This window comes from Vannielia sp. (assembly GCF_029212645.1).
In the GTDB taxonomy this organism is placed as follows: domain Bacteria; phylum Pseudomonadota; class Alphaproteobacteria; order Rhodobacterales; family Rhodobacteraceae; genus Vannielia.
In genome coordinates this window covers 1-6135 of the sequence record NZ_JARGND010000083.1, presented here as the reverse complement: position 1 = coordinate 6135, position 6135 = coordinate 1, and the positions used below count along the sequence as shown (strand labels likewise).

The following is a 6135-nucleotide window of genomic DNA, read 5'->3' as shown; positions in this document are numbered from 1 at the left end:
TTGTCGCGATGATGCTGGTCGCCATGGCGCTTGATCTTGCGCTTGGCTGGCCGAAGGCGCTGTTCAAGCGGATCGGTCATCCGGTGACCTGGCTTGGCGCTCTGATTGAGGCGCTTGAGTCCCGGCTGAACCGTGAGGGGACGAACCGGCGTGCGCGCGGCCTTCTGACGGCGCTGCTCGTGACCGGGATCGCGGCAGGCATCGGGGCCATTGCGCAAGCGCTTCTGCCCGAGGGCTGGCTTGGCCTTGTCATCGGCGGCGCGCTCGCCTGGCCCTTGGTTGCGCTGCGCTCAATGCATGATCATGTCATGCGCGTTACAAAACCGCTGATCGCGGGCGATCTGACCGGCGCGCGCCACGCCGTCGCGATGATTGTTGGACGTGATCCTAAGCAGCTCGACACCGCCGGTGTCGCGCGGGCGGCCCTTGAGAGCCTCGCCGAGAACAGCTCGGATGGGATCGTCGCGCCGCTTTTTTGGGGCGCCCTTCTCGGGCTTCCCGGCATCGCGGCCTACAAGGCGATCAACACGCTTGATTCGATGATTGGCCACCGCAATGCCCGCTACGAGGCCTTTGGCTGGGCTGCCGCACGGATCGACGATGGGGCAAACCTGCTTCCGGCACGGCTGACGGGGGTGCTTTTTGCGCTGGCCTCCGGTGGTCGGGCGAAAGATGCGTTTCGCGTGATGCTTCGAGATGCGAAGGCGCATCGTTCGCCCAATGCGGGCTGGCCGGAATCGGCGCTTGCCGGGGCGCTGGGAATCCGGCTTTCTGGCCCGCGCCACTATGGGGATCGGGTTGCGCAGGAGCCTTGGTTGAACGGCGCGGCACCCGATCCGGGCGCGCATGATCTTGCGCGAGGGCTTGCGCTCTTTCGTCGTGCCATGGGACTTGGGGCGGTGTTGCTTGTACTTGTCGCCTTGGCGATTTGGGGGATGTGAATGCGCGATCACGGTGGCAATCTCGACCGGGCAAAGGCGATCTGGGGCGGCGAGGACTGGATTGACCTTTCGACCGGGATCAATCGCCGACCCTGGCCGGTGCCCGAACTGCCGCCGGGGGTCTGGACCGATCTGCCGACGCAGGCTGCAAAATCCGCGCTGATCGCCACCGCGCAGGAGGCCTTCGGGACCTGTGCGCCCGGCGTAGCGCTTGCGGGCGCGCAGCAGGCGATCCAGTTGGTCCCGCGCCTTGTGCCGCCGGGCCGCGCCCGCATTCTCGGCCCGACCTATAACGAACATGCGGCTGCGCTGCGCAGCGCCGGGTGGCAGGTTGAGGAGGTTTCTTGCCTCGCTGATCTTGGCGGGGCTGAATTGGCCATCGTGGTCAACCCAAACAACCCGGACGGCATCCACCACACCGCAGAGGCCTTGCGCGCGCTCGTGCCGGGGGTTGGGCAACTGGTGGTCGATGAGAGTTTCGCTGATCCGGTGCCGGAATTGTCTGTGGCCGGGGCTGCCGGAGAGGGTTTGATCGTGCTGCGCTCTTTTGGAAAATTCTGGGGGCTGGCGGGGCTGCGGCTTGGCTTTGCCTTTGCCGATGCCGGGACTGTCGCGCAATTTTCCGAGATGGCGGGGCCCTGGCCGGTGGCTGGTCCTGCGCTTGAGATCGGTCGCAGGGCCCTTGCCGATCGCGACTGGCACGCGGAAACGGTTGCCCGCCTGAGCGCCGAGACCGCACGCCTTGATGCGCTTGCCGCCCGTGCCGGATGGGAGGTGATCGGCGGCACCCATCTTTTCCGCAGCTACGCGGCACCTGATGCGACCGCGGCGCAGGATCGCCTTGCGCGCGCCCGGATCTGGAGCCGGATATTCCCGTGGTCGCCGACCTGGCTGCGCCTCGGCCTGCCCGGATCCGAGATGGAATGGGCGCGTCTTGAGCGCGCTCTCGCCTGATCAGCGTGCGAGCGCGAGTAACCCTTCCACGTCCAGATGCGCTTCCATGTGGTCAGCCAGCGCGTTGAGCGTAACCTCGACCTGCCTTGCATGGTTCTGCCCGCTCGCTGCGATCCCAAGCTTGCCCAGCCATGCGGCGCGGAAAGCGTCGGCTCCGAAAAGCCCGTGCAGATAGCTACCGGTGACCCGCCCGCAGGCTGACACCGCCCCCTCGTCCACCCCGTCGATCCGCGCGAAAGGCCGCGCACGGTCAGGCCCGTCGGTGTGCCCGATATGGATTTCGTAGCCCTCGACAGAGAGCCCGGTGCCCGCGTGCTGCGCTGTTATCCGTGTCAGCCGCTTTTCGGGGGACATTACCGTTTGCACATCCAGCAGCCCCAGCCCCTCGGTCACGCCGGGCGTGCCTTCGATCCCTTGCGGATCGGCGACCGAGCGCCCGAGCATTTGATAACCGCCGCAGATCCCCAACACATGTCCGCCGCGCCGGTAATGCGCCATCAGGTCAATGTCCCAGCCCTGTTCGCGCAGGAAGGCCAGATCGCCGCGCGTTGACTTTGTTCCGGGCAAGATCACCAGATGCGCGTCACCCGGGATCGGCTGGCCCGGCCCGACCATCACCAGATTGATCCCAGGCTCCGCCGCCAGAGGATCGAGATCGTCGAAATTTGCGATCCGAGACAGCGCGAGGCAGGCGATTTTCACACCGCCCGCGTGAGGTGCGTGCGCAAGATCGAGCGCGTCTTCCGCAGGAAGAAGATGCGCTTGCCGGAACCAGGGCAGAATTCCGTAACCGCGCCAGCGGGTGTGCGCCTCGATCATCGCGTAGCCATCTTCGAACAGGCTGACATCGCCACGAAACTTGTTGATCAGGAAGCCTTCGATCATCGCCGCATCCTCGGGGGCGATCACCGTTTGGGTGCCGACGATCTGCGCGATCACCCCGCCGCGATCAATGTCGCCCGTCAGGATGACCGGTACGTTGGCCGCGCGTGCGAACCCCATATTCGCGATGTCCCCCGCGCGGAGGTTGACCTCCGCCGGAGACCCCGCGCCTTCGACGATGACAAGATCATGCGCCGCGCGCAGCCGCCCGAAGCTTTCCAGTACGGCTCCCATCAACTGTGGCTTGATCGCCGTGTAATCGCGTGCCTTTGTCGTGGTCAGCCGGCGACCCTGCACGACCACCTGCGCCCCGACATCGCTTTCGGGTTTAAGGAGAACGGGGTTCATGTCGACCAAGGGTTCGAGCCCACAGGCCAGTGCCTGCAAGGCCTGTGCCCGCCCGATCTCGCCGCCATCGGCGGTCACGGCGGCATTGTTCGACATGTTCTGCGGCTTGAAGGGCGCGACGCTCAACCCGCGCCGCTGCGCTGCCCGGCACAGCCCCGCAACCAGCATCGACTTGCCGACATTCGATCCGGCACCCTGAATCATGATTGCAGTCATGTCACCCGCTTGACGCCGCGCGGCGCCGCTTCGAAATTCGGAGACAAGACCTATTTCAGTGACTTCGGAACCGCCAGATGGAAAAGCCTTACCAAGTTTTCTTTTCCCCGACATTTCAGGATCTGCGAGGCGCGCGGCAGGCGGTTCTGCCGCATGTCTTTGACGATTGAGCCGAGCCGTTCTCTGAAAATGCTGATCTGGCGAGCGCGCTGAATTGGTGAAGGGCGGATTGATCTCGACTGGCAAGTTGGCCAGCCGTAAAGGGGCGCTTCACCTTGCTTCAAATCTCGTCCATCCGTTGGTTCAGCGTGGCGTGGTTAGCCGCGATGCCACGCTTAGCCAGCATCTGTTCAAAGCCCCGATACGACACCGGAAAACGGACGCAGACCCAAACCGCATAGAAGATCACATCCTTAAAAAATTGGTTTCCCTTGAAATCGATCATCGCACCCTCCACACTCGCAGTTCGGCCGCAAAAACAAAGCCAGTGAAAAACGCTTTCAGGTTATGAATAACTTTGCGACAGAACCCCGGAACCGGCCAAGAACGAAGCGAACGCGTCACAAATGAAGATCCTTCACATTTGCGAAACGGCCATTGGTGGCGTCGCGTCCTACTTGAACCTGATTAATGACATTGGGGGCGACACAACGAACGTTTTTGTCGTTCCGCAGGACCACGCGAAAGCGCTTGATGCGGAGCTGGATGTGCGGCCCTATCTATCGCCGGGGCGGGGCCTGAAGGGGATTTGGGCCAACATCAAGGCGACGAAACAGGCGATCCGCGCGGAGTCTCCTGATATCATATTCTTCCATTCCAGCTTTTCCTTGTTGGCGCTGGCTGCGGTGCGGCTTGGCGGTGATCGGCGAGCGGCGATTTATTGTGCTCATGGGTGGGCGGCCTCGATGTTTGAAGGCGGCGGCCTGAAGCGGTGGCTGGTGCAGAGGCTTGAAGGCGGGCTGGCAGGCCTTGCCACGCGCGTTATCAACATTTCGGAGTCGGACCTGCGGCTTGCCAAGGACTCCCGCTATCGGGGGCCGCACATTTTGGTAGAGAATGGTGTTGATGACACTATAGGCGAAACGACCGGCGCGTTGTTTGCCAGCGAACCTGATGCGATTCATCTGCTGTTTGTCGGGCGGCATGATCGCCAGAAGGGCCTTGATCTGCTGATTGAGGCCTTTGCGAAGGTGGGGCGGGAGCGGCAGGATTTGCGGCTGCATATCGTTGGCAGTGGTGTACGCTCAGACGGCGAGGCTGTTGATCTTCCCGAGGGTGCATCATTGTCGGGGTGGATTTCGCAGGCTGAAATTGACGATTGGTATGCCTCCTCGGATGCCCTGGTTGTGCCATCGCGGTGGGAGGGCTTTGGGCTTGTGGTCCCGGAGGCGTTTCGCAATGGCACGCCGGTTATTTGCAGTGATCGGGGGGCTTTGCCGTCTTTGGTAGAGCCTGACCGGACCGGGAAGGTCTTTTCGCTGGAGGGGGATGATCTGGAGCAATGCTTGCGGAGTTTGGATAAGGTGGAACTGCAAGGGTATCGGGCGTCCTGCCGGGCCGCTTACGAGGCGCGGTTTACGGCCGCGCGGGTGCGCCAACAGATTGGCGATCTTTACAGCAGTTTGATGGACGCGCCGGCATGACGCCGCGAATGGACATCGCCGCACTTGTGATGGGGCTGACGTTTGCCTTTATCTGGTCGTCTGCCTTTACCTCGGCGCGGATCATCGTGGCGAGTGCGCCGCCGCTTGCCGTGAGTTCGGTGCGGTTTTTTCTGGCGGGTTGCGTGGCCCTGGTGATTGCGCGTGCGCTTGGGCAATCGTTCCGGCTGACGCGCAACCAGTGGCGGGCGACGATTATCTTCGGGGTTTGCCAGAACGCGCTTTACCTTGGGCTGAACTTTATCGCGATGCAGTGGATCGAGGCTGGCCTGGCCTCGATCATCGCGTCGACAATGCCGCTGATCGTGGCGCTGATCGGCTGGATGATGCTGGGTGATCGGCTGCCCTGGAGTGGCGTGGCCGGGCTGGTGCTTGGGTTTGGCGGGGTGCTGGTGATCATGGGGGCGCGGCTGGAGGCCGGGGTGAGCCTGCCGGGCGTGGCGCTGTGCATCATAGGTGCCCTTGCGCTGGCGGTTGCCACGCTGTCGCTGCGCGGGGCAACGAGCGGCGGCGGCAACCTGTGGGTGGTGCTGGGCTACCAGATGCTGATCGGCTCGGCCTGCCTTGTAATACCGGCGGCGCTGTTTGAAACATGGACCTACACGCCTAGCATCGGGTTGACGCTGGCTTTCCTCTACACGGTGTTCATTCCGGGGATCACGGCAACGTGGATTTGGTTCTTGCTGGTGGGGCGGATTGGCGCGGTAAAGGCGGCGACCTTTCATTTCCTCAACCCGTTTTTCGGGGTGCTGGTGGCGTGGATCTTCCTTGATGAGCAGATCGGCGTGATGGACATTTTGGGCGTTGCGGTGATTGCGGTGGGTATCCTGATGGTGCAACTGGCCAAGCAGAATGTTCCAAGAATCTAAAGAAGATGTGACGTGCCATGAGCCAGAGCTTGCGTGACAAGGTAGGTGCATAGCGCCACCCTGCGGGCGATGGACCTATGGTGCCGGGTTGCTGACGTTCATCACCCTCTGCGTGTTGGCGGGGCTGGCGAGCATGCTGGCAACGGCCATTCAGGCGAGCCGCCGGGGGGCGGCCTGTTGACAGGGTTCTGTCAACAGGAATGGCAAACACCGCGTTTTACCCGATCTGCCCCGGCAGCCCTTCGCCCACCTGGCCGCGATGCA

The 6135-nt window shown here is 63.0% G+C and carries 5 protein-coding genes and 1 pseudogene; 4 read left to right on the top strand and 2 right to left on the bottom strand.

What is annotated here, in order from left to right; all coding sequences use genetic code 11:
* Positions 1-8: 8 nt before the first annotated feature.
* Entirely contained in the window at positions 9-941 is a 933-nt protein-coding gene (gene cbiB, locus P1U55_RS15515) for an adenosylcobinamide-phosphate synthase CbiB (RefSeq protein WP_301048546.1), read from the top strand.
* A complete protein-coding gene (gene cobD / locus P1U55_RS15510) occupies positions 942-1895 on the top strand; it encodes a threonine-phosphate decarboxylase CobD (protein ID WP_301048543.1) in 954 nt (317 codons plus the stop codon).
* On the opposite strand, the gene P1U55_RS15505 is transcribed toward cobD, so the two are convergent.
* Together P1U55_RS15505 and P1U55_RS15500 are read right to left on the bottom strand one after the other, a co-directional pair.
* On the bottom strand, positions 1896-3341 hold the full coding sequence (locus P1U55_RS15505) for a cobyric acid synthase (protein WP_301048545.1): 1446 nt from the start codon (positions 3339-3341) through the stop codon (positions 1896-1898). It lies immediately after the preceding gene.
* A gap of 298 nt (positions 3342-3639) precedes the next feature.
* Positions 3640-3786 (bottom strand): annotated as a pseudogene (locus tag P1U55_RS15500) (IS6 family transposase); the annotation flags it as partial.
* Between the two features lie 121 nt (positions 3787-3907).
* Between P1U55_RS15500 and P1U55_RS15495 the strand changes: the two are divergent.
* Both P1U55_RS15495 and P1U55_RS15490 read left to right on the top strand, forming a co-directional pair.
* Complete coding sequence (locus tag P1U55_RS15495; protein WP_301048541.1) at positions 3908-4984, top strand: glycosyltransferase family 4 protein; 1077 nt, start codon at positions 3908-3910, stop codon at positions 4982-4984.
* A gap of 8 nt (positions 4985-4992) precedes the next feature.
* Positions 4993-5871, top strand: coding sequence for a DMT family transporter (locus tag P1U55_RS15490; RefSeq protein WP_301048544.1), 879 nt, complete (start codon positions 4993-4995; stop codon positions 5869-5871).
* Positions 5872-6135: the final 264 nt, after the last annotated feature.